The 22,304-nt window shown below is 33.7% G+C and carries 25 protein-coding genes; 7 read left to right on the forward strand and 18 right to left on the reverse strand.

From position 1 onward, the window contains the following. Positions 1 to 6: 6 nt before the first annotated feature. The 4 genes from HUE88_RS05160 to HUE88_RS05175 all read right to left on the reverse strand — a co-directional run bounded on the left by HUE88_RS05160 (position 7) and on the right by HUE88_RS05175 (position 4,502). Positions 7 to 783 carry an exodeoxyribonuclease III gene (locus tag HUE88_RS05160; protein WP_194371769.1) on the reverse strand — a complete coding sequence of 259 codons (777 nt, stop codon included), beginning with the start codon at positions 781 to 783 and terminating at the stop codon, positions 7 to 9. Positions 784 to 907: 124 nt separating this feature from the next. After that, positions 908 to 1,789 carry a CoB--CoM heterodisulfide reductase iron-sulfur subunit B family protein gene (locus HUE88_RS05165; RefSeq protein ID WP_194371771.1) on the reverse strand — a complete coding sequence of 294 codons (882 nt, stop codon included), beginning with the start codon at positions 1,787 to 1,789 and terminating at the stop codon, positions 908 to 910. A gap of 10 nt (positions 1,790 to 1,799) precedes the next feature. Further along, on the reverse strand, positions 1,800 to 2,780 hold the full coding sequence (locus HUE88_RS05170) for a succinate dehydrogenase/fumarate reductase iron-sulfur subunit (RefSeq protein WP_194371773.1): 981 nt from the start codon (positions 2,778 to 2,780) through the stop codon (positions 1,800 to 1,802). Positions 2,781 to 2,789: 9 nt separating this feature from the next. Beyond that, complete coding sequence (locus HUE88_RS05175; protein ID WP_194371775.1) at positions 2,790 to 4,502, reverse strand: FAD-dependent oxidoreductase; 1,713 nt, start codon at positions 4,500 to 4,502, stop codon at positions 2,790 to 2,792. Positions 4,503 to 4,682: 180 nt separating this feature from the next. On the opposite strand from HUE88_RS05175, the gene HUE88_RS05180 reads away from it, so the two are divergent. Further along, positions 4,683 to 5,759 (forward strand): DUF5644 domain-containing protein, encoded by a 1,077-nt coding sequence (locus tag HUE88_RS05180; RefSeq protein ID WP_194371777.1) that lies wholly within the window; start codon positions 4,683 to 4,685, stop codon positions 5,757 to 5,759. 14 nt (positions 5,760 to 5,773) lie between these two features. Here the strand turns inward: HUE88_RS05180 and HUE88_RS05185 are convergent, their stop codons facing one another. Continuing rightward, complete coding sequence (locus tag HUE88_RS05185; protein WP_194371779.1) at positions 5,774 to 6,958, reverse strand: GGDEF domain-containing protein; 1,185 nt, start codon at positions 6,956 to 6,958, stop codon at positions 5,774 to 5,776. Positions 6,959 to 7,044: 86 nt separating this feature from the next. Here HUE88_RS05185 and HUE88_RS05190 point away from each other — a divergent pair, with 86 nt between their 5' ends. From HUE88_RS05190 to HUE88_RS05200, 3 genes are read left to right on the forward strand one after another with little or no spacing between them, the layout of a single operon-like run. After that, positions 7,045 to 7,863, forward strand: a complete 819-nt coding sequence (locus HUE88_RS05190) for a thiamine-phosphate kinase (RefSeq protein ID WP_194371781.1) — start codon at positions 7,045 to 7,047, stop codon at positions 7,861 to 7,863. Between the two features lie 17 nt (positions 7,864 to 7,880). Then, positions 7,881 to 8,954, forward strand: coding sequence for a tRNA pseudouridine(13) synthase TruD (gene truD, locus HUE88_RS05195; RefSeq protein WP_194371783.1), 1,074 nt, complete (start codon positions 7,881 to 7,883; stop codon positions 8,952 to 8,954). A gap of 27 nt (positions 8,955 to 8,981) precedes the next feature. After that, positions 8,982 to 9,800 (forward strand): phosphatidylserine decarboxylase, encoded by an 819-nt coding sequence (locus tag HUE88_RS05200; protein ID WP_194371785.1) that lies wholly within the window; start codon positions 8,982 to 8,984, stop codon positions 9,798 to 9,800. On the opposite strand, the gene HUE88_RS05205 is transcribed toward HUE88_RS05200, so the two are convergent. After that, entirely contained in the window at positions 9,797 to 10,396 is a 600-nt protein-coding gene (locus tag HUE88_RS05205; RefSeq protein ID WP_194371787.1) for a hypothetical protein, read from the reverse strand. The genes HUE88_RS05200 and HUE88_RS05205 overlap by 4 nt on opposite strands. Before the next feature lie 46 nt (positions 10,397 to 10,442). After that, positions 10,443 to 11,543: a redox-regulated ATPase YchF gene (ychF, locus tag HUE88_RS05210; RefSeq protein ID WP_194371789.1), complete on the reverse strand. Its 1,101-nt coding sequence runs from the start codon at positions 11,541 to 11,543 to the stop codon at positions 10,443 to 10,445. Between the two features lie 146 nt (positions 11,544 to 11,689). On the opposite strand from ychF, the gene HUE88_RS05215 reads away from it, so the two are divergent. Further along, positions 11,690 to 11,995: a gamma-glutamylcyclotransferase family protein gene (locus tag HUE88_RS05215; RefSeq protein WP_194371791.1), complete on the forward strand. Its 306-nt coding sequence runs from the start codon at positions 11,690 to 11,692 to the stop codon at positions 11,993 to 11,995. Between the two features lie 20 nt (positions 11,996 to 12,015). Here the strand turns inward: HUE88_RS05215 and HUE88_RS05220 are convergent, their stop codons facing one another. The 11 genes from HUE88_RS05220 to folD all read right to left on the reverse strand — a co-directional run bounded on the left by HUE88_RS05220 (position 12,016) and on the right by folD (position 20,967). Further along, positions 12,016 to 12,951 (reverse strand): ChaN family lipoprotein, encoded by a 936-nt coding sequence (locus tag HUE88_RS05220; protein WP_194371793.1) that lies wholly within the window; start codon positions 12,949 to 12,951, stop codon positions 12,016 to 12,018. 17 nt (positions 12,952 to 12,968) lie between these two features. Further along, positions 12,969 to 14,054, reverse strand: a complete 1,086-nt coding sequence (locus HUE88_RS05225; protein ID WP_194371795.1) for a cytochrome c3 family protein — start codon at positions 14,052 to 14,054, stop codon at positions 12,969 to 12,971. Between the two features lie 30 nt (positions 14,055 to 14,084). Then, entirely contained in the window at positions 14,085 to 15,497 is a 1,413-nt protein-coding gene (locus tag HUE88_RS05230) for a leucyl aminopeptidase (protein ID WP_194371797.1), read from the reverse strand. A 194-nt stretch (positions 15,498 to 15,691) separates the two neighbouring features. Next, entirely contained in the window at positions 15,692 to 16,081 is a 390-nt protein-coding gene (locus HUE88_RS05235; RefSeq protein ID WP_194371799.1) for a hypothetical protein, read from the reverse strand. A 6-nt stretch (positions 16,082 to 16,087) separates the two neighbouring features. Beyond that, a complete protein-coding gene (gene trpB / locus HUE88_RS05240) occupies positions 16,088 to 17,287 on the reverse strand; it encodes a tryptophan synthase subunit beta (RefSeq protein WP_194371801.1) in 1,200 nt (399 codons plus the stop codon). Further along, the gene (locus HUE88_RS05245; protein WP_194371803.1) at positions 17,287 to 17,835 is read right to left on the reverse strand and encodes an adenine phosphoribosyltransferase; all 549 of its coding nucleotides are present in this window, start codon (positions 17,833 to 17,835) and stop codon (positions 17,287 to 17,289) included. The genes trpB and HUE88_RS05245 overlap by 1 nt, the downstream gene beginning before the upstream one ends. 11 nt (positions 17,836 to 17,846) lie before the next feature. After that, positions 17,847 to 18,179, reverse strand: coding sequence for a hypothetical protein (locus HUE88_RS05250; RefSeq protein WP_194371805.1), 333 nt, complete (start codon positions 18,177 to 18,179; stop codon positions 17,847 to 17,849). Positions 18,180 to 18,188: 9 nt separating this feature from the next. Further along, on the reverse strand, positions 18,189 to 18,626 hold the full coding sequence (gene rpiB, locus HUE88_RS05255; protein WP_194371807.1) for a ribose 5-phosphate isomerase B: 438 nt from the start codon (positions 18,624 to 18,626) through the stop codon (positions 18,189 to 18,191). A gap of 9 nt (positions 18,627 to 18,635) precedes the next feature. After that, positions 18,636 to 19,313 carry a site-2 protease family protein gene (locus HUE88_RS05260; protein ID WP_194371809.1) on the reverse strand — a complete coding sequence of 226 codons (678 nt, stop codon included), beginning with the start codon at positions 19,311 to 19,313 and terminating at the stop codon, positions 18,636 to 18,638. Beyond that, entirely contained in the window at positions 19,300 to 20,109 is an 810-nt protein-coding gene (lepB, locus tag HUE88_RS05265) for a signal peptidase I (RefSeq protein ID WP_194371811.1), read from the reverse strand. The genes HUE88_RS05260 and lepB overlap by 14 nt, the downstream gene beginning before the upstream one ends. Further along, the gene (gene folD, locus HUE88_RS05270; RefSeq protein WP_194371813.1) at positions 20,110 to 20,967 is read right to left on the reverse strand and encodes a bifunctional methylenetetrahydrofolate dehydrogenase/methenyltetrahydrofolate cyclohydrolase FolD; all 858 of its coding nucleotides are present in this window, start codon (positions 20,965 to 20,967) and stop codon (positions 20,110 to 20,112) included. 58 nt (positions 20,968 to 21,025) lie between these two features. On the opposite strand from folD, the gene HUE88_RS05275 reads away from it, so the two are divergent. Beyond that, positions 21,026 to 21,376, forward strand: coding sequence for a c-type cytochrome (locus HUE88_RS05275; RefSeq protein ID WP_194371815.1), 351 nt, complete (start codon positions 21,026 to 21,028; stop codon positions 21,374 to 21,376). Continuing rightward, the gene (locus HUE88_RS05280; protein WP_194371817.1) at positions 21,366 to 22,298 is read left to right on the forward strand and encodes an HpcH/HpaI aldolase/citrate lyase family protein; all 933 of its coding nucleotides are present in this window, start codon (positions 21,366 to 21,368) and stop codon (positions 22,296 to 22,298) included. The genes HUE88_RS05275 and HUE88_RS05280 overlap by 11 nt, the downstream gene beginning before the upstream one ends. Positions 22,299 to 22,304 lie beyond the last annotated feature (6 nt).

Below are 22,304 nucleotides of genomic sequence, written 5' to 3' on the forward strand. Positions count from 1 at the left end.
TTTTTATTAAATACTAATTATTATCCCAACTGGACAGTGGTCTGAGCCGGTAATTTCGTCAAGTATAAAAGCATCTTCAAGATTCTCACATAAATCTTCACTGATAAAGAAATAGTCAATTCTCCATCCAATGTTTTTCAATCTTGCTCCTGAACGGTAAGACCACCAGCTGAACCTATTTGTTTCATCACCATTGACATATCTAAAAGTATCTATATAGCCATGCTCTATCAGTTTATCTATCCACGCTCTCTCAGCCGGCAAAAAACCAGATGTTTTAGAGTTTGCTTTTGGATTACTAAGATCTATCTCTCTGTGAGCAGTATTAACATCTCCACATATGATTATGGATTTTCCTTCTTCTCTTAGTTTTTCGCTGTAAGATAAAAAATCATCATAAAATTTCATCTTATGGGCTAACCGTTCATCATCTTTTTGACCATTAGGAAAATATATGTTAAAAAGCACTATATCTCCATAGTGAGTTTCAACTATTCTCCCCTCGCTGAGGGTGTCAATATCTCTACATGTAGAGTTGTAGTCACTTTTAATTGAACTATAAGTCATAGTCCCGCTGTAGCCTTTTTTTGTTGCAGAATTAACTAATGTATCGGCATATTTTTTATCAAATAAATCAATAGGTATCTGTTCTTCTAGCGCTTTTATCTCTTGAAGGCATAAGATGTCTGGATTTCGTTCATCAATCCATTTAAGAGCCTCTTTATTGCCTACAGCACGAATGCCATTGACATTCCATGAGATTATTTCTATTGAGTTTGACATTATTTATTCTTTTTTTATTGATGTGTTTGTTTGTAGGTGAAAAGCACCGAGGTGCGTGAGTCTTCTGCTGAGAAAAACCAAGCGCTAGTGCAACTAAAGGAATTGCTTCCTTTAGTGTGATAAATTATATAAAGTTTACTTCTGCAACGTGATGCTTAAGGCCAAGTTCCTCGGAGCTACATCCAAGTGCAAGACCAACCATTTGTTGCATATGTAAAACTGGAAGCTCTACTTCACGACCTATAGCTTTTGAAGCATGATCTGCCTGAGTATCCAACTTTAGATGACAAAGTGGACATGGAGTTACCATCCAGTCAGCATTTTGATCAACTGCGCCAGCTATTGCGTTGCCTGTTAAGACCGCAGCAGTATGAGGAGCTTGAAGCTCTACATGGAAACCGCAACATTTATTTTTTTGTTCATAATCAACATTCTTACCACCACAAGCGATTATTAAATCATCAAGCGAAGTGGGGTTATAAGGATTCTCTTTTGTTTTATGAGTCTCATTTTGAAGCTCTGAAGGGCGAATATTATGACAGCCATAAAATGGTGCAATGTTAAATTTGCTAAGTGGAGTAACAACCATCTCTTTTAGTTTATCAAGGCCAAAATCATCAATTATTGCATATAAAAAGTGAGTGATAGTGGAAGTACCTTTGTACTCTAATCCAACTTCATTTAGCTTCTCATTAACCTTAGCCTTTAGCTTTGAGTTGTGATCTAATCGGTGCTTAGTCATGGCAGTATTAAGTTGACATGTATTACATATAGTTACCATTGTTAAGCCGTGCTTTTCAGCATAAGCAATATTCCTAGCATTTAAAACTAAAGATAAAAAATCGTCAAAGTCTTGAAGATGAGAAGCTCCACAGCATGAAGCTTCTGTTAATTCAATTAACTCAATATTAAGTTTTTTTGCAACAGCATAAGTTGACATTAATTGCTCTGGAGTACTCTGTTTTGCTGTACAACCAGTAAAAAGTGCGTATTTTAATTTTTTCATCTATTTACTCCTAGAACTTTACTGTTGATGATGATTTTATAAGTTGTTGAATCTCATCTAAATTATCAGATTTTGGTATTGCCCATGGCATAACAATTTTGCCTTTTCTAAACATCTTAAGTGCAACAGGGATGTGCTTTATAATAGCCGGTCCTTCAGAATAAAGAACTAATCCACCCTCATCAAGTACGCCATGTTTAGCGATTGAGTGTTTAAACCCTACTGCATGACGAGTTGCTACATTACTAGTTGCAACTCCCTCTTTAAACAGCATTTGGTGTAGTTTAGTAATCTTGTCTATCGGATTCACCTCTTTTGGACAAACCTCTGCACACTCAAAACATTTAACACAATCCCAAAGACCTTGTTTCTCTTCATGTAGTTCTTCAAGTCTTGTAATATGGGCATCATCACGAACATCTGCCTCAAAACGGTAAGCTTTTGCAAATGCAGCAGGACCAAAAAAGTCTTCGTTTACTTCAACAACAGGACAAGCATAGTGGCAAGCGCCACACTGAATACATAAATCTGCGTCATTTAACTCATCAGCTTGTTCTGGAGTAACAGCACACTCCATTTCTGGATGTTCATCAATATGAGATATTAGATATGGATGAATAGCATCGTGCTTTTTCCAAAAATCACCCTTATCGATTATTAGATCTTTAACAGCTCTTTTTATACTTAGTGGCTCAAGTGTTAAATCAGTTCCAAACCAATCTATCATAGTAGTCATACTCTCTTTACAAGCAAGAGTTGAACGACCATTTACTTTAATGGCACATGCACCACAAATACCGTGACGACAGCTGCGACGATATGAAAAACTACCATCGAAATCCCATTTAATTCTATTTAATATATCTAAAACAACTTCTTCTGATGTAACTTCCATAGTGTAATTTTCATAATATGGAAGGTAATCATCACCAGCATTAAAACGAAATACTCTGAAGTTTACTTTTTGTGTAGTTATTGAATGTGTACTCATAAGTTCTCCTTAGTATGTTCTTGCTTTAAGTTCATGTTTGCCAAGTACAACATCCATGTAGTCAAGTGTAATATCGCCATTTTCAGACATGTAAGCCATAGTGTGCTTTAAAAACTCTTCATCATTTCTAGTGTCAAAGTCTTCTCTGAAGTGAGCACCACGACTCTCATTTCTAGCTATTGCACTCTCAACAATAAAAGCAGAATAGTCAATCATATGACCAAACTCTATTGCTTCTTGCAGTTCTGTATTAAATATTTTTGATTTATCTTTTATTCTTATATCTTTAAATCTTTGGCGAAGTTCTTTAACTTTTGCTACTGCTATTTCTAAAGTATTTTTTGTTCTGAATGCACCGGCATTAGCTGTCATACACTGCTGTAACTCTTCTCTTAAATTTGTAATTGTTTCTTTACCATTATTGTTTAAGATAAAATCAATCTCAGCAAGTGCTGTTTTTGCATCTTCTTGTGTTGCAACACGCAGTTCAATATTTTCAACTTCTGCAGCCATTGTTTTACCAACATAGCGACCAAAAAGAAGAGCTTCAAGTACAGAGTTTGCACCTAAGCGATTGGCACCATGAACTGAAACACAAGCACATTCACCAGCTGCATAAAAACCTTCAATAAATTCAGTATTATTTTTACGAACATTTCCAGCTATGTTTACCGGAATTCCGCCCATAGAGTAGTGTGCAGTTGCTGATATAAGAATAGGCTCTTTAATCATATCAAGACCTAAGAAAGTGATTGCCAAGTCACGTAGCTCAGGTAGCCTCTCCATAATTAAATCTTTACCAAGGTGAGTTACGTCTATGTAAACTGCATCTTTTCTTGGTCCTACACCGCGACCTTCTCTGATTTCATTGAGAATTGCACGACTTACAACATCACGAGATGCAAGCTCCATAGCGTTAGGAGCATATTTTTCCATAAATCTTTCACCAAGAGAGTTAAATAACTTACCACCTTCACCGCGAGCAGCTTCAGAAATTAAAACACCATTTCCTGAAAGTCCTGATGGATGAAACTGTACAAACTCCATATCTTCTAGAGGGAGGCCATGGCGAGCAACTATAGAGAGTCCATCGCCTGTATTTGCATGTGCATTAGAGTTTATTTTATATGAACGTGCATATCCGCCAGTAGCAAACATCACAGATTTAGCATTAAAAATTGCCATTTGCATATCACGAATATTAAAGGCTACAACACCTGAAACTTTACCATCTTTATATATGACATCTGCTGCATACCATTCGTCCCAAAACTTTACACCTGAACGATGAGCTTGCTCATAAATAGTTTGGAGCAGTGTTAATCCAGTTCTGTCTTTTGCATAGCAGGCACGAGGTGAAGATTGTCCACCAAAAGGTCTTTGAGCAATTTTTCCATCAGCTGTACGGCTAAATGCTGCACCCATTCTCTCAACCCAGCGAATAGTACCGGGAGCTTTTTCACACATAAAAGCAACAGCATCTTGATCAGCTAAATAATCAGAGCCCTTAACTGTGTCAAATTCGTGAAGCTCTACACTGTCCTCATCACTAAATGCTGCATTTACGCCGCCTTGAGCTGCCCCGGAGTGGCTTCTGAGAGGGTGTAGTTTTGTTATGACAGCAACTTTTTTCCCTGCATTTTGTAGTTCTCTTGCTGCTGCGCAGCCAGCAAGACCAGCTCCAACAATAACTGCATCGTAAGTATAAATAGGAATACTCATCTAGCTTTCCTTTGTTAATTAAAATATTTTGGATTGTACAATTATTACCCTTTGTAACGCATAAAAAGATCTTATATACTCCATTTTGTTACCTTTTGAGACATTATATTTTATATATTGTTGTTATTATTTTGTGATATACTCCTCTCTTATTTTTAATATAATGCTAGAAGGAAAATTATGATTAAAGAACTACATGTAGAACTCTTTAGGTTTGATTCTAAGGTTGATTATCTCCCTTACTATAAAAAATACACCATAGAGTATAAGCAAAGAGACACTATCTTGAGTATTCTCAATAAAATAAACAATATTGAAAAATTTAGTTTTGAGCCTACAGTTGATTTTAATCTAAAAATAAATAATCTTTATATGAATGCAAATGAATTTATTGTAAATATAGTTGATGCAACTTCAAATGAGTTTATCATCGAACCTATTAGTATATATAGAGCTACAAGAGACTTAATAATAGATAAGAAGGATTTTCTAGAAAAAATTGTTTCATTTAAAGAGTATGTAACCCCAATGGACATGGATGAGTATGCGAAAAATTATGAATTGGATTATTATGCTTCAAATACATATGATATAAATAGAGATTATATTGGAGACCATTCGCTGCTTATAGCCAGTGATATTATTGAACAAAATCCTGAGTTGAAACAAGATATTTTAAGTAAAATTTCTAATGCAGACAATGGTATCTGGTATCATACATCACTTGAAAATAGAGTTTTTAATTATGACATAAGTAAAGAGCATAGAATAAAAACACTTTTATCAATGTTGCCAAAAGTTACTTATTCAGGAATTAGTGCATCTGTAAATACTAAAACACATAGTGCAGATATTTCTCAATATTTCAATGGTTTTAATATTGCATCTTTTGATGGTTTAAATAAGAACTCTGCAAGCGCTATGATAAAAGAATCAAAAGCTAATTATGTTGATATAAGCCTAAAATATGAAGATCTGGCGCCATATTCAACATTGGTTAGTAAAGACTTTTCACTTAAGATAGCCGGTAATATTTTAATTCAAGCCAAAGACGAAAATGCTGATTTTATTATCGTAAGGGGCAAAAGCGATGTTATGTTGTTTGATGGTGAGCAAAAAAGAATAGAAAAAGCAGTAGGAAGAGAGATTAACCTTCCCGTTATATCTCAGGAGCAGTTTGTAAAGTTGCTGCAAGGAGAAAAAGACAGCTCACTGCTGGGTTTTGATAAGCATAAAGTTAAAGTCTCATTTTTATAAAAAAGTTTTTGCTTTTAGAGTTCACTTTTAGCCAAATCTTTTATTTGACATATGCTGCAAGTTCCTTGTTCTTTAGCAAATTCTAAAACTTTTTTTGCTTCTATTATGGAGTTTTCAAGAGAGACATTGTTTGGTTTAACAACGAACCCGCCACTCACTGTTATCTTCACTGTTCCTGTAGTTGGTGATTGCAGTCTTAATTCAGAAATACTTTGACGAATAGCCTCAATATCTTTAAATGACTGCTCCTTTTTCTCACGTGAAAGTATTATAGTAAATTGGTTGTAATCAGTTCTTGCTATAACATCCAATGCCTGTTCATGCAGAGATATTGTAAAAGCAACTTTTTTGAGTATAGTTTGCACAAATTCCTGTGGATAGACTCTGTTTGTTTTTGAAAAATTATTAATCTCAATAATAGTAATGGTTGTAAAATTTCCATCCTTTACACCTTTTTTCTCAGAGTATGCGTTCATCATTCCTTTATGATTATTAATACCTGTAACTGGATCTATCATTGACGGATTATCGGCTGTAACTGGTTTTCTAATCATTCTTAAAGCGATAGCATCAACTTCTTCTGAAAATATTACATAATCTTTTTTATTCACGTTGTATAAAAACAGTAAATCTTCGTATATGGCATTAAACTTTTTTCTATAAAAAATCAATGCTAACAAGATTATAACAAATGATACGTAAGTGATATTTTTATATATATAAAATTTTTCTTTTGAATATATTATGCTTTTGAATATTATAGAGTCAATTTTATTGTAAAGCAGGTTGAAGTTTTCATCTAGTTCATCTTTTTTAGTGTTGGTTGTGTAATAGTGACGAGCTTTTATATTAAATGAAGTTGTTAGAGTGCTTAGTTCATTTAAATCTGCAAGATACTCATCTTTATTTGAGAGTACATATTGTTCTGTAAAATTATATCTATACAAGTTATGTAGTTTCTCTATTTCATAGTGCAGTTGCGTGCTTTTACCATTAAACTGTATTAATGCTAATTCTATGTCATCTTTAGAAAAAGTGGTTAAAGTTGATATGATATGTTTTTGATTGTTTAGATTGTCTATTTTTGTGAAAGTATTACTATGATCTATAGCGACTAATACACCACCAGCGGCAAGTAAGGTGATTAAAAATAGAAATAGTATTAAGTTATTGAAAATGTTTTTTATAGATTGTTTCATGAAGTTTTCCTAAAAAATGGTATAATGTACCTTATTTTATATCTATTGGCTTTAATACTAACTTAAAGCCACTGTAAGAAGTTTTATTGAATCTAGAAAATTATTTTATATCACAATTTAAGAGTAAATATATTGGTGATGATGGGGCTTTGATAAAACAGAATGTTTATTCAAAAGATGCTTTTTTTGAAAATGTGCACTTCAAGCGTGAGTGGATGAGTTATTATCAAATAGCTTATAAGGCAATGATAATAAATATTTCAGATGCAGTTGCCATGAATGCAAAACCAAAATATGCACTATTGAGTGTTTCTATGCCTCGCAGCATTACTAAAACACAGATGAGAGAGCTATCATCAGGCTTTAAAGATGCTGCGTCCAAATATGCAATTGAAATAATAGGTGGAGATACTATAAGTAATATTAAGCTCGATATTACTATAACGATTGTTTCACAAACGAATAGACCACTTTTGAGAAGTAATATTAAAGAGGGATATTTAATCGCTTTTACTGGAGAGCTTGGTAGAAGTAAAAAAGATTTAAGAAAGCTTATGAATTTAGGTAAAATTAATAAGAAATCTAAGTTTGTAGATATAAAACTAAGAGATAAATTTTTATCAAATTCAGAGCGATTTTTAAGCTCAGGAATGGATATCTCAGATGGTCTGTTTAGTGACTTAGATAAGCTTGCATCAGTAAATAGAGTAGGGTTTAAATTTAATAAAAACATATCAAAATCTATTGGATGCAGCGGAGAAGAGTATGAAATGTTGGTTGCATTTGACAAAAGAGATAAAAAAGCTGTTTTAAGACGGGCAGAGCAGAGCAGAACGCCACTAAATATTTTTGCTAAAAGTGTAAGAAAGAGATATGTAAATTGCTGTAAAGCGAATCATTTTTAAATAAGGATTATAAAAGTATGGATAGATTTTATTCGTTAAACCACTCTAGTATTGAGTTTCATTTTAAGCAAACACCTAGAGATTTTGTTGTTGAAGAATTACCACTTTATGAGTTTTCAGGCGAAGGCGAGCATCTTGTATTATTTGTAAGAAAGAAAAACCTCTCTACACTTGAACTTGTAAGTATGATTGCTAAATATTTAGGAATTAAAAATAAAGAGATAGGTTACGCAGGTCTTAAAGACAAGCATGCTATGACTAAACAATATATATCCTTGCATAAAAAATATGAAGAAGCAATGGATAATTTTTCACATGAAAATATAAAGATTTTATCAAAAGCATATCATAATAATAAGATTAGAATAGGGCACTTAAAAGGTAATAGATTTTATATCATACTTAAAAAAGTAAATCCAACTTCTGCTCAAAAAATAGACGAAGCTCTTAAAAATATTTCTAAATTTGGTATGCCAAACTTTTTTGGTTATCAACGTTTTGGAAATGACGGTGATAATCATATAGATGGTGAAAAAATAGCTAAAGGTGAAAAAAAAGAGCGTAATCCGAAAATAAAAAAATTACTTATAAATGCTTATCAGAGCCATCTATTTAACCTATGGCTAAGTAGAAGATTAGAGATAAATACTCTTATCCAAAATTTTGAAGCCAAAGAGCTAGAATCACTTTTGAATATGACAAACGATGAATTAACAAAAATGAAGTCTCAAAAACATCCATTTAAGCTCATTAGAGGTGACATAATGGAACATTATCCACATGGCAGGCTTTTTGATTTTGATGGGCAAGAGGAAGATTCTAACAGGTTTAATGATAAAACAATATCCCCCACAGGTCTCTTATGCGGTGGTAAGGTTAAGATGTCATCAGACTCTGCCGGAATAATAGAAAAAGATTACAACGATGAAATTAATGTTGACGGTGCAAGAAGATATGCTTGGGTTTTTCCTGAAAAAATAGAGGGCAGGTTTAAGAAAGAGGAAGCTCAGTATGAGTTAAACTTTTCTCTTCCAAAAGGGTCATATGCAACGGTTCTTATAGAAGAGTTAGCAAAGCGAAAGCTTATTTAAAAAAATAAATAATCAGGATAAATATATATGAGTAGACATATAACTTCGGCAATTTCACAAAGTTTTGCAAAATTTGCAAATAAAGAGTTTTCAAAAACAATTCAAAATTTTATAAATAATTCCTATGTAAATTTAATGGGTTTAGATATGAGTGAATTTAATTCACCAAATACTTATAGCAGCTTAAATGCTCTTTTTACGAGAAAGTTGAGAGAAGATAGAATATATTCACTAGATGCAGATGATTTCATATCCCCTTGTGATTCTCTTATATCGGAGTGCGGAGAACTACAAGAAGAGTATGCGCTTCAAATTAAAGGAATGAGGTATAAATGTGATGAGCTTTTAGGTGATAATTTTTCTCAAGAAGAGAAAAACAGAGTTCACAATGGAACTTTTGTAAACTTTTATCTTTCACCAAAAGATTACCATCGTTATCATATTCCTACAAACCTCAAAGTCCTTAAAGCTACACATATTCCAGGTAAATTTTACCCTGTAAATATTCCATCTCTTAAAAAGAGAGTTAACCTTTTTATAGAAAACGAGAGAGTAGTTTTGATGTGTGAAACTGTATCTAAAAAAAGATTTTATATTGTGCTAGTAAGTGCGTTAAACGTCGGTGTTATGCAAGTTGCTTTTGAGGCAAATATAAAAACTAATGCCGATGCACTTAAGAGCAGTACCTATAGTTATAGTGATTTAAATCTTAACAAGGGTGATGATTTTGGTTGTTTTGAGATGGGATCGACTATAGTAATATTAGCCGAAAAAGGGATGTTGGAATTAAATATTAAAGCTGGCGATAATGTTAAGTATGCTGACACTATCGCAAAAGTTAATTAATTATCTTTAATAATAAGTTTTGTTAGTAATTTACCATCTTCTTGGTAAATCTCTAGTTTTGTGTCTATTGGATTTTTCCCTTTTCTGAGACTTCCCTGCACAGAGTGAAGAACATGTGCAAATTTTTGAAACATAGGGACAATTATAAAGCCAATTTTTTCATTTCTAACTACATCAGCAAGCAAATCCACAGCACAGTAATAAATAGTTTTATTTATTGAACGCTGAATCATATAGTCACTCATGATTTTTATATTGTTTTCTAGTGTTTTTTTATCTTCATCAGTTAATATAGTATTTTCTTCAGCTCTTTTAATATCATGGTCTATTTCTTCTTGTGTAGTTTGGCGTTTTTCTTCAATTAATGAGCTTATTTTAGGGCAATACTTCTTTAATTCCTGATATAAGTCACCAATAGATAACCTGGAAGTATCTGTCTGGTATGTATATATTTTATCTTTTATATAGTTGTGATTTAGAGACTTTAGAAGCTGAACGACAATATTTAGATAGACAAACTTGTCTTCCTTATTATTGTCAAAATCGATGCCAGTGTGTGAAATAATTGGTTTTGGACCAACATATTTAATCTCCATAATAACTCCTATTTTATATTATTACTTGTTAAATCGGCATTTATTATTAAACATTAAATCTAAAGTGCATTATATCTCCGTCTTGCACGATATACTCTTTGCCTTCTAGTCTCATCTTTCCAGCTTCTTTAGCTTTAGATTCTCCACCAAGTTCTACATAGTCATTATAAGCTATAACTTCTGCACGAATAAAACCTTTTTCAAAATCGTTGTGTATAGCTGCTGCCGCTTTTGGTGCAGTAGAGTTTTTACGAATAGTCCAAGCACGTACTTCTTTAACACCTGCAGTAAAGTAACTCATAAGTCCAAGTTTATCAAACCCTTTATGGATTATTTGTTCTAATCCTGATTCTTCAACGCCGAGATCGTTCAAAAATTCTTGTGCTTCATCTTCTTCAAGACCGATTAATTCTTCTTCTATTTTTGCGCATAACTTGATAATCTCACAGTTGTTTTTAGAAGCGTGCTCTTTAAGTCTGATAACATAATCATTATCCTCAAGTAATCCATCTTCATCAACATTGGCACCATACATTATCTCTTTGTTGGTTAAAAGTCTAACTTCATTATTGAGTTGAATATACTCTTCTGTATCTTTTTTTACGAAATTTCTTGCTAAGTTTCCATCAGCTAAAAATTCTAAAAGTTCTTCGGCAATAGTTAAAATAGCTTGAGCATTTTTATCAAATTTTGCTTGTTTTTTCAATCTGTCTATTCTGTTTTGTAATACTTCTATGTCAGCAAGTATTAGCTCACCCTCAATTATGTCAACGTCTCTTAAAGGGTCAATATTCCCTTCATTGTGAACGATGTTGTCATTGTCAAAACATCTAACAATTTGAAGTATAACTTCTGTTTCACGAATATTTGATAAAAATTTGTTTCCTAATCCTTCACCCTTACTAGCACCTTTAACAAGACCAGCAATATCTACAAAGTCAAGTGTTGAGTATTGAATTCTCTCAGGATTAACAATTTTAGCAAGTTCTGCCAGTCTTTTATCTGGAACAGGAACTACTGCTTTGTTTGGCTCAATTGTACAAAAAGGATAGTTAGCTGCCTCTGCATTTTGTGCTTTTGTTAGTGCATTGAAAGTTGTTGATTTACCTACGTTTGGAAGTCCTACTAGACCTATACTTAAACCCATTTTAGCCCTTTTTATAATAAAAAAATAATTATGCAATAATATCTTAAGTATGCAAAAATAACTCTTATGAGTAAAATATATTTCAATGCTATTCCTGTGCTATGCAAATTAGATAAAATATATCAATTATATTTAAAGGTTGTAGCATGAGAAACATTAAAATATTTAGTTATGGAACACTCCAAAAGAGTAAATTTGCTAGAAATAGAGAACATAAAGAAGCAACCCTTACTGGTATGTACGAGATTATGGAAGGAGACTTTCCACTACTTGTGTATACACATAGAGGTAATAAAACTATAAATGGCATTTTATTTGAAGTTACACAAGATGAAATAGATGAAATAGATGATTATGAAAGTTTGCCACATTTGTTTAAAAGAGAAGAAAAAACGATTGTATTGACTGACGGTACTAAAGAAACGGCATGGGTTTATTTGCTAAATGATTAAGAATAATTTGCTGGATTAATTTACATTCCTTTAATTAACTCAGCTTCAATCTTTTTGGCTTCATCGTCTTGTTTATATATATAAATAAAATCAGATTTACCATGTAAAACATTAGTGTAAATTTTACGCTGTGGTAGTATTGTCACAAATGGCATTTTAGACTCTCTTGCAAATCGCATGTTAACACCAAGCCCATTACTTAAATGCATCTCTCCAGCAAAAACAATAAGTTTATCTTTGCTCGAGAGCAACATGTTTTTTGCTATTTTAGCACTCTCGTTTGCCATTTTACTGTCCCATGCTACCTGAACCCGATACATTCTATTTATACACTCTGAAGTGCTTTGAGTGCCTCTTGCTTGTTGACAATGATTGAAAAATGGTGATAGAAATTCTTTATGTGCAAATACATCTAAATCAAGTGTGTCGAAAAAATTTCTTTCCTCCGTGCTCATTTGAGAAATATTTTTATTTGAAATAAGTTTACGCTGTGTTTTTGATAGATTAATTCCGTAAAGTTTCCCTTTTGTTTTAATGATAGAGTGGTATATTGGTGAAAAAAGATTAAATTTAAAGTACTTTCTTTTTTCCCAGTTTATTTTTTTAGTAAACTCTTCATCATTTAGTAATCCATTTGCATAATCGTCCAAAATATCATTGTCCGCAGGTGTAAACCACTCGTTGGCAAGATGAATTCGGTAGCCTTTCTTAGATAGACTGTAGATTATATCCGCAACATTTTCATGGTGCTTTTTACTACTATGATGATCTCCTATAAATATTACTTTATAGGGTTCAAGTCTCTCAATAAACTCTTCATGGTTTATGCATTCGGCACTTTTTAACGAATAGATACCCTCTTTACAATCTAGTGAATGATAGAGTTGCTTTGGAGTAATTGGCTCTGTACACCCAATAAATAGCATAGATATAAACAATGTTAAAATAAATTGCATATTGATTCCTTGTATAACTATTTTTTAGCCTCAGGCCCTCTTTTATATTCTCTTTTGTTATGACAAATTGGGTTACAAGAACCGCCATCTATATTTTTCATATAGTTTAAAGAGAATTTTGTACCTGCAAATGTTGTTTTATCCTTAAGCAGAGGTATTTGCTCTTTTACGGCATGAAATTCATGACAGGTTCCGCATACAATCGAAGATTTCTGTACATGTACGGTATGAAGATTTTTATCATTTCTTCTAAAATTTGTAAATGTTGTTGTAAATGCCTGAGTTATTTTTTCACTGTCGTGACAAATAAAACAGAAATAACTCTCAGGTTTAAATTTTTCAATACTTTTAGAAGGGTAAGGGCCCTTTAGCATTCTATGATTATCAGAACCATGTGGATTGTGACACCCAACACAATTTCCAGTTATTATTGGACCATGCCACTTAGTGTTATTTTCTAGATGCTCTTTCATATTTAGAAGCATTTTACCGTCTTCATCTCTCTTTAGCGGTTTGTTGTGACATGAAAGACATAAATCTTTAGATGTTGGAGCTTTTAACATTTTTGGTCTATTTGTACCGTGTGGATCATGGCAAAAGAAACATCCGCCATCTTCTAAAAATATCGCACCATGTTTATTTTTAACACTGTTAATCCACTCTTTTTTTTCTGTATGACAACTTAGACACAGATCTTTTCTTTTATCATGTTTTAGTCTAAATTGACGTTCACCGGAATGTGGGTCGTGACAGCCTGTGCAGCCTCTTTGTTTAATAGCAGGGTGCTGATATTTATCTTCGTAGTAAGTAGTTCTTTTTGAAGAGTGACATAATATACACATTTCAGGAGATTCTTTTATTCTAAGAAGATCTTTTGTATCAGTATTAACATTATGACATGCAGTACAAGTTCCTATTTTTACAGGCATGTGGAAGTATTCGTTTCCTTCACGCATATCATGGCATGTATCACACTTGTTTTTAAGTTCCTCTTTTGAATGTTTGTAAACTTTTTGAGTAGTTTGGAGTTGTTTATTTTCAGCTTGTAAATAACTCCAAGCCATTAAAATTATAATAGGTATTACGAATATTGAATGTTTCATTTTCTCTCTAATTGTTTGTTTTATTGTCGGTTATATATTTTTCAAGTAGTGAGTCACCATACGTACGCCGGCACCTGTTGCACCGTATACGTTACAGTCCCATGGAGTTTCTGTGTAAGCAGATCCAGCTATGTCAAAATGCATCCATTTATCTTTCATGTCATCTTGTATAAACTTATCTAAAAAAAGTCCGGCTGTAATAGCTCCACCATATGGTTTTGAAGATGTGTTGGAGATGTCTGCTATTTCACTTTTTAGAAGTTTTTTAAGATGTTTATTAAATGGTAAGAACCCTACTAACTCACCAGATTCAGTTCCGGCTTTTAAAAAGTCATTTTTTATCTTATCTGAATGCCCCATAACCCCGGTTGTGTACTGACCTAGGGCAACCATACATGCACCGGTAAGTGTAGCAAAGTCAAATATATAGTCAGCTTTTATCTTGTCTTGAGCATAAGCCAATACATCTGCTAAAACTAATCGACCTTCGGCATCTGTATTTCTAACCTCTATAGTAGTTTTACTTCTTGATACTAATATGTCGTCAGGTTTGTATGCGTTTGCCCCAACCATATTCTCAACCGCACCAATAAAGGCGTGAATTTCAACTTCAAGCTTCAATTCACTTGCTGCTTTTATCATCCCCATAACTGCACATGCTCCAGCTTTATCCATTTTCATAGTTACCATGGCTGTTGGAGCTTTTAGGCTAAGTCCGCCACTATCATACGTTAGACCTTTTCCAACAAGAGATATTATTTTTTTAGGGTTGGCAGGTTTGTATGAGAGGTGTATTAAAGCACTTCCATGAACAGAGGCACGACCAACAGCCAGCATAGCACCCATGTTCTCTTCTTCTAACTCTTTTTCCTGAAGGATACTGCACTCTAGTGAGTTGTCAGCTGCCAATTTTCTAGCTACTTCTACCATAGATTGTGGGTGCATCTCTTGAGGTGCTGTGTTTACAATGTCACGTGTAAAACATGTAGCTTTTGCAACAATCATACCTTCATTGAAAGTGTTTTCAAGTTCTTCAAAATTTAATTCATTTGATGCTATTGAAACATCTTTAAGTGTTATCTCTTTTGGCTTAGATTTATAATCATTAAATTCATAACCACCTAAAACAATACCCTCAACTATAGCAGGTAGTGTAGAATTAGAAATAGCACTTAGCTTAGCACTTTCATAGTTAGAACTCTTAAGTGCTTTAATCATGCTAACCGTAGCACTTCTTACATCTTCACTGTTTTTGCTTTCAACACCACAAAGAAGTAAACCTTTTTCATGTAAAAAACATATAGAGTCTTGTTCTGCTTTAAAGCCGGCTAAGTTTAGTAATTTGTACTCTGCATGTAGAGATAATTCATCTTCAGTTAAAAACTCAACTAAGATATTCGCTGATATATCTGATATATTTTTATTTAGTATTTTTGTGTTCATATTATTCCGTAAGAGGTTAATTTTAAAAAATAATAATATCCAAAAATGTATAAAGAAGAGTTGACATGTAGTTTAATTGGGAGACAATTTAGTTTTTAACTTATGTCTTTAAGTTTTACATAACAATCGTTTAAAAGTGTAGATTTAATTGAGGTCTATTTTATATTTATGGTCGCGTAACGGCAGATAATGTTTTACAGCTCAAAGTGTGCAAATGCACCTTCTACACTTAACACATTTTTATAGCTGGTATTTGTAATTCTTACATTTTTTGTAGTTAAGTCACACACAGCGATGCGAAAATTTTGACCCATATATGGCTCAACAATGCATATTATCTTATCTTCGATTTGTCTTGTTGCATGGATGATACCTTTTAGAGTGTGAAAAAAGTACTTTGGGTAACTAAGTGGTGTAATCTCAATAACATCTGCAGTTCTTTTTTTGTCAAGACTCTTTGCAATAATACTAGCATCTTCAAGGCTGTCAAACTGAACACACCAGTCATCAAACTCTTTGTTAAACCGTTTTAGTTCTTCATCTAAAAAACCACCCGCAGGTGATTGTAGGGCAAAAATACTCATATGATTTTAATCGAAATGAAGAATATCTTTAGCTTGAATCATATCTTTGTCACCGCGACCGGAGAGGTTAACGATTATTAGTTTATCTTTTATGTTTGGTAGTTTTTTAAGGTAAGCAACAGCATGCGCACTTTCAAATGCAGGAATTATCCCCTCTTTTCTAGACAACCATACAAAAGCATCAAGTGCTTCTTGGTCTGTCACATTATCATAACTTACAGATTTGTTGTCATTATGAAAAGAGTGTTCCGGCCCAATGCCCGGGTAGTCAAGTCCAGCTGAGATAGAGTGTGCTTCTAAAATTTGGCCATCTTCATCTTGGAGTGTGTAGCTCATTTGACCATGTAAAACACCCGGACGCCCTTTTTTAAGTGAACAGCCATGCTTGTTAGTTTCTATTCCAAGTCCACCTGCTTCAATACCTATACATTCAACTTCTTCATCTTCTAAAAAGTGCTGAAACATCCCTATTGCATTTGAACCACCACCAATACAAGCTATTACATGATCTGGCAGACGGTTCTCTTTTTCAAGTATCTGCGCTCTTGCTTCATAGCCTATGATAGCTTGAAAATCTCTAACCATCATCGGGTATGGATGCGGACCGGCAACTGTTCCTATAATATAAAAAGTATCCCTCGCGTTTGTGACCCAGTGACGTATTGCTTCATTCATTGCGTCTTTTAGTGTGCGTGAACCGCTCTCTACAGAGTTCACTTTAGCGCCAAGAAGCTTCATTCTGAAAACATTAAGTTCTTGTCTTTGAACATCTTTTGCACCCATAAAAACTTCACATTCTAGGTCCAAAAGTGCGCAAATAGTAGCAGTTGCTACACCGTGTTGACCAGCACCGGTTTCGGCTATAATTTTTTTATAACCGAGTCTTTTTGCCATTAGCCCCTGAGCTATTACATTATTAACTTTATGTGCACCGGTATGGTTTAAATCTTCTCTTTTTATATAAATTTTTGCACCAAGCTCATTTGAAATATTTTGCGCAAAATATAGCGGGGAAGGGCGACCTACATAATCTTTAAGATAGTAGTCAACTTCACTCCAAAACTTTTTATCAAATCGAATAGAATCATATTCAACCTTCAGCCTTAATAGTGCTGGCATAAGTGTTTCAGGAACATACCTACCACCAAAGATACCAAAATGTCCATTTTCATCTGGGTCGTATTTAGAAGCCGATGGTATATACATTACTCAACCTCTATCAGAGAATAAACAGCAGTTTTACTCTCTAAGCTTTTTATTCCGTCTAAGAAACTAAGACCGATTATAAAACAAGCTTCTATGCACTGTGCACCTGCTTGTTTAACAAGTGTAGCAGCAGCATTTGCAGTTCCACCAGTAGCTATTAAATCATCGATAAGAAGAACTCTCGCATTTTCTATACCGCTAAAAGCGTCAATATGAACTTCAACTTCATCTACTCCGTACTCAAGAGAATATTTTTCACTTATTGTTGTATATGGAAGTTTCCCTTTTTTGCGAATAGGGACAAAACCAATTCCAAGCATCTGTGCAAGAGCTGCACCAAAAATAAAACCTCTTGCGTCAATACCGGCAATAAAATCTAGGTTGTACTCTTTGTATCTCTGATAAAGATGGTTCATCAAGACACCGTAAGCTTCTTTGTTATTTAACAAAGTTGTTATGTCTTTAAAAACAATTCCAGGTTTTGGAAAATCCTTTATGTCTCTTATAGAGTTTTCAATTATTTTTCTCTCAATATTGCTAAGTTTCATGATTTATTCCTTTATAATAGAGCGTCAATACGACTCTCTAGTGCTTTTATTTTACTGTTTAAGCGGTCTGTCTCTTGTCTGTGCTTAGTATTTCTCGTTTTTAGTATTTTAAGCTCATTTCTTAGTTTTGTTAACTCATCGCTTAAAATATCAACATTCCCTAAAGCACGCTGTAACTGAATCTGATACTTTCTTATAAGTATCTCAGCCTCTTTAAGAGTTAGCTTCATCAACTCATTGCTTCTTTGTTCTTTGTTTGTAATGCTTTTAAAGTAAAACATTTTAACAAATAGATATATAGAAACTATTGATAGTATTGTTAAAAATGACCATTCCCAAAACATAGCTTTCCTTTAAGAGTTAATTGCTTCTATCTTTGCCACTCGTCCCACATGTCTTTCACCATCAAAACCACCGGCTATCCAAGCATCAAGAATAGACTCACACACACCGCGACCTATAATTCTCTCGCCAAAGCAGAGAATATTTGCATCATTATGTCCACGAGCTACAGTTGCAGTGTATGCGTCATGACAAAGTGCTGCTCGTATTCCTGTGTGTCTATTTGCAGCCATGCTCATGCCGATGCCTGAGCCACATATCAAAATCCCTTGTGCATCGCCATCTGCCAGAACAGCTTCTGATACTTTAACTGCATAGTCAGGATAGTCAACTCTCTCTTTTGAAAAAGGACCTAAGTCTACAACTTCGTGCCCTTTTTCTTTGAGCAGTTCAACTGTGTAGTCTTTTAAATCAATTCCAGCATGGTCTGTAGCTATGTAAAATTTCATTTTTTTCCTTTATGATATTAGTAAGTTTAAAACTGTTTGCACAGGCATAAGCAACAGATAATTTTTTAAAGGGGTCATAAGAACAATAAGCACTATAATTATCCCATACCTCTCGTTCTTGTAAAAGAATTCCGCAATTGCATTTAGTTTGTATTTCAGAGATAAGTGCATAATAAAGTGAGCACCATCGAATTGAGGTATAGGAAGAAGGTTGAAAATACCTAAAACAACGTTTATAATTAATAGTTGAAATACAAATATATATGCAAATATATAAGCCAAGCTGTCAGCACTACTTGGTTGACTCATAGAAACAATCGCTATAGAGGCAAAAACTGCCAATGTGAAATTATATACAATCCCAGCTAAATCAACCTGCATAGCTCCGTTGTATCCAGCTCTTTTAATAACGGTTGCTGTATTTATAGGAACCGGCTTTGCCCAACCAAATAAAAAGCCACTTTCTCCACCTAGAAGCATTGGTAAAAAGTACAAACTTAACGGAACTATGATTGTTCCAACCAAATCTATATGAGAGAGAGGATTTATAGTTAATCTGCCTGCATTTTTTGCAGTTGAATCGCCGTACATGTAAGCAACCCAGCCATGCATTATTTCATGTCCTATAATTGCTACTGCAAGCGCCAATACGGCTGCTAGTATTTTAAGTAAATCAATAGATTCCATGGTCATCTTTGTCTTTTTTTATTCGTTCTGCTATTGCTTTATCTAAGTGTTCAGGTGATTCCAAGTCTGTAGGAGTTTTACCGATTCTATCCCATCTGATTTCCCAATGCTCATCAACGCTGAAGTAAATAAACCAAGGAGTTCCTTCAATGTTATCATAAGGCACTGCTCCCCAAAAACGGCTGTCATTTGAGTGGTCACGATTGTCACCCATCATAAAGTAGTTGTCCTCTTCAATCTTAATAGGGGCAAAGTTAAACAGCTGAGCGTGGTATTTGCCATTATCAACTATTTTATCATCATTATGAATACCTGGATGTTGTTTTCTGTAAGGATTTTTAACCCACAGTCTTCCTGCAAAAACAACTATTTCAAAATCTTTGAAGTTCTCTTTTATCCATTCATCACCTTCACTGAAATGAATAAACAAATTTTTCTCATGTAAGAAAAGTTCATCACCAGGAGTTGCTACACATCTTTTTACGAAATGCTGCTTAGTGTTGTTTGGCGGTCTGAAAATCACTATATCGCCTCTTTTTGGCTTGTCTCCGTCTATAAGACGAAGATTATCGCTCCAAGGCATAATTGACATTTCAAGGAATGGTATATGCGGCATAGAAATACCGTAGGCAAATTTTTTAGCAAAAAGATGGTCACCAATAAGAAGTGAATCTTTCATTGAGCCACTAGGTATTCTAAACGCTTGAGCTATAAAAAATATAACAAATAAAACTATTATTATAGTACCTGTCCATGAGTTTGAGAATCTATAAGTTTTATGTAAAATCTCTTTCATCTATGCTCTCTTAAGTGCATTGGCATTTGCAGCTTTTAGGGTATTGCTCAGAAGCATAGCTATTGTCATAGGACCAACTCCGCCTGGAACAGGGGTTATGTAAGAAGATTTTTTACTAACATTTTCAAAGTCAACATCACCAACAAGTTTTCCATTATCAGCTCTGTTTATTCCAATGTCAATTATAATTGCATCTTGCTTTACCATATCTTCTTTTATAAGGTTGATTACACCGACACCAACTAAAAGAATGTCAGCATTTAGTGTATGTTTTTTCAAATTATCAGTAAATATATGGCAGATTTCAACAGTTGCATCAGCATTTAAAAGCAGGGCAGCCATAGGTTTTCCTACTATATTAGAAGCCCCTACTACAACGCAATTTTTTCCCTTAACATCAATCTTGTACTCTGCTAAAAGCTCCATAACCCCAAGTGGAGTACATGGAACAAATCCATCAAGCCCAGTTGTTAAACGACCAACATTGTAAGGGTGGAAACCGTCTACATCCTTGCTTGGGTCTACTAGCTCAAGTATTTTTGTTGTATCTATTTGTGGGGGAAGTGGCAGTTGAATTAATATGCCATCAATATTTGGATTGTTATTCATCATGGTGATAGTGTTTTCTATTGCTTCTTGTGAAATATCTTCTGGCATTTCATGTGTAACAGAATAAAATCCTACTCTGTCACATGCCTTCTTTTTCATGCTTACATAAGCAGCACTTGCGGGGTCATGACCTACAAGTACCACGGCTAATCCTGGAACTGAGCCAGAAATTTTTTTAAATTCTTTTACGCCATTAAGTACAATAGTTTCTATTTTTGTTGAAAGTGCTTTTCCATCGAGAAGTTGCATTTAAACCTCATAAATTATTTTTTTGTTATTATACCGTTATATATTGAAGGGTCGCTTTATGAGATACATATTATTTTTATTAATACCATTTTACCTATTTGCTAAATCAAGCTTTATAACCCCTATGGAGTACGCATCGTCGCTCTATAAGAACCCGAGAGGAATAGGATGTCATCTATGTCATGGAGAGAGTGGAGAGGGGAAGCTGGTTGCTTCTTACATGGAAAAGAAAAAGAAAAAAAGCTTTAGAGGCGCTGTTATAAACAATATTAATTTTAGTAGATTTTACAATGCTTTAAACGAAAGAAAAGATGGTATGCCTAGATACTTTTTAACAAAAAAAGAGATTCAGGCACTCTATTTTTATTTACAGGAAAAACAGAAAAAAAGCAGCTCAGATGAGAAATGAATTATTAAAAGAGATACAAATTGCGTATGAAAACAGAGATTTACAAGCTCTTGATGCTCTTGCAAAACCTAAATACAGAAATATAAACAAAGATAATAATTTTCGTTCAGTATTAATGTTGTCATGTAACAATATAAAGCATTTAAGCAAAATAGAAGATTTAGATGCAGACTGCATAATGCTTAATTTAGAAGATGGAGTAAGCAAGGAAGAGAAACCTTTTGCATTAGTTTTGTGTGCCATATTTATATCACATTTAGCTACATGTAATAAAAAACTTGTTGTAAGGGTAAACTCTCTTGATGAAACTGGATATGAAGAGATTACATACCTGAATCAATTTATGCCCGATGCCATAAGAGTTCCTAAAATCAGAACGCCGCAGGAAGTTAAGCAGGTACGTGCACTTTTGAATGACGATATTGAACTTCACCTCTCAATAGAAACTGCATCAGCTTGGCACAATTTATCTTCTCTGAGAGTTCATGAAGATGTTACAACATTTTATTTGGGTATTTTAGATTTGTTTGCAGATATAAAACTTTCTCATAAGCTTATAAACAGAGATAATCCGACAATGCTTTACATGTTGTCACATTTTTTTATCTCATGTAAAACAATGGGTATAAAACCTGTCTCTTTTGTTTATCAGGAGTTTAAAAATTTAATAGAGTTCGATAAATGGTTAGAACTTGAAAAGAGTATCGGTTATGATGCAAAAGGGTGTATATCTCCAGACCAAGTTTTACATGTAAATAAAATCTTTGTAAATGAAGTTAAAGATATCCAAAGAGCACAAGTCATTATAAAGCTTTTTGAAATGCATAAAGAGCAGGGTATAACAGGCTTTGTAGATGAGGAGTATGGTTTTATAGATGAGCCAATCTATAAAGGCGCTTTAGCTTTACTTGAGAAAAAATAAACTCTA

Source organism: Candidatus Sulfurimonas baltica (assembly GCF_015265455.1).
GTDB lineage: Bacteria > Campylobacterota > Campylobacteria > Campylobacterales > Sulfurimonadaceae > Sulfurimonas > Sulfurimonas baltica.